The sequence below is a fragment of the Paenibacillus thermoaerophilus genome (assembly GCF_005938195.1).
In the GTDB taxonomy this organism is placed as follows: Bacteria; Bacillota; Bacilli; order Paenibacillales; family Reconciliibacillaceae; genus Paenibacillus_W; species Paenibacillus_W thermoaerophilus.
Map to the genome: position 1 here is coordinate 1 of NZ_VCQZ01000054.1, position 1,311 is coordinate 1,311.

The window sequence follows — 1,311 nt, forward strand, 5'->3', positions numbered from 1 at the left end:
GGGGTAGATGATTGGGGTGAAGTCGTAACAAGGTAGCCGTATCGGAAGGTGCGGCTGGATCACCTCCTTTCTAAGGAGTCCTACGGGACGATGAAGAAGAAGACGCGGAGCACTTGTTCAGTTTTGAAAGAGCGAGCCTCTTTCGAAGCAATCCGTTTGGTGGCGATGGCGGAGGGGAACCACGCGTACCCATCCCGAACACGACCGTTAAGCCCTCCAGCGCCGATGGTACTTGGACCGAAGGGTCCCGGGAGAGTAGGACGCTGCCAAGCGGACCCACTGTGGTGGGTTTTTTCTTTGTCCAAGCGCATACGGGCCTTTAGCTCAGCTGGTTAGAGCGCACCCCTGATAAGGGTGAGGTCGGTGGTTCGAGTCCACTAAGGCCCATCGTCTAGGCAGAACTAGACGGACATGGGGCTATAGCTCAGCTGGGAGAGCACCTGCCTTGCAAGCAGGGGGTCAGCGGTTCGAATCCGCTTAGCTCCACCATCACTTTCCTCGAAAAAGGCGCTTGCGCGGAGGAGAGGAATGTGATAAGATACTCCTTGCCGCTTTGGGAGCGGCGAAGGCAAGACAGACGTTGCACCTTGAAAACTGGATAGCGAACTTAAAGCGATTAGCATCCGAGCTGCAAGCTTTGACAAGCGAAGCAGCGCAAAAAGCGCAGATGAAACTAGTAAGAGCGCACGGTGGATGCCTAGGCGCCAGGAGCCGAAGAAGGACGTAGCGAACGACGATACGCCTCGGGGAGCCGTAAGCAGGCGTTGATCCGGGGATGTCCGAATGGGGAAACCCGCGCAGTGTAATGGCTGCGCACCGCTGCCTGAATCCATAGGGCAGCCGGAGGCATACCCAGGGAACTGAAACATCTAAGTACCTGGAGGAGAAGAAAACAACAGTGATTCCGTCAGTAGTGGCGAGCGAACGCGGAAGAGCCCAAACCGGAGGCTTCGGCCTTCGGGGTTGTGGGACCCTTCACATGGAGTAAGAAAAGAGCAGGCTAGGCGAATGGTCTGGAACGGCCAGCCATAGAAGGTAACGGCCCTGTAGCCGAAAGCCTACTCTCTCCGAAGGGGATCCCGAGTACCGCGGGGCACGTGAAACCCCGTGGGAATCCGGCAGGACCATCTGCCAAGGCTAAATACTCCCTGGCGACCGATAGCGAACCAGTACCGTGAGGGAAAGGTGAAAAGCACCGCGGGAGCGGAGTGAAAGAGAACCTGAAACCGTGTGCTTACAAGAAGTCAGAGCCCGTTAACGGGTGATGGCGTGCCTTTTGTAGAATGAACCGGCGAGTTACGTTCGCGTGCA

General features: G+C 56.8%; 2 tRNA genes and 3 rRNA genes (1 of these 5 only partly in view). All 5 read left to right on the top strand.

The window, feature by feature from the left end:
• Positions 1-70, top strand: a 16S ribosomal RNA gene (locus FE781_RS17270); the annotation flags it as partial.
• An 85-nt stretch (positions 71-155) separates the two neighbouring features.
• Positions 156-272, top strand: a 5S ribosomal RNA gene (gene rrf, locus FE781_RS17275).
• A 41-nt stretch (positions 273-313) separates the two neighbouring features.
• A tRNA-Ile gene (locus FE781_RS17280) sits at positions 314-387 on the top strand.
• 26 nt (positions 388-413) lie between these two features.
• A tRNA-Ala gene (locus tag FE781_RS17285) sits at positions 414-489 on the top strand.
• Positions 490-666: 177 nt separating this feature from the next.
• Positions 667-1,311 (top strand): 23S ribosomal RNA (locus FE781_RS17290) (its annotated part continues 273 nt past the right edge of the window); the annotation flags it as partial.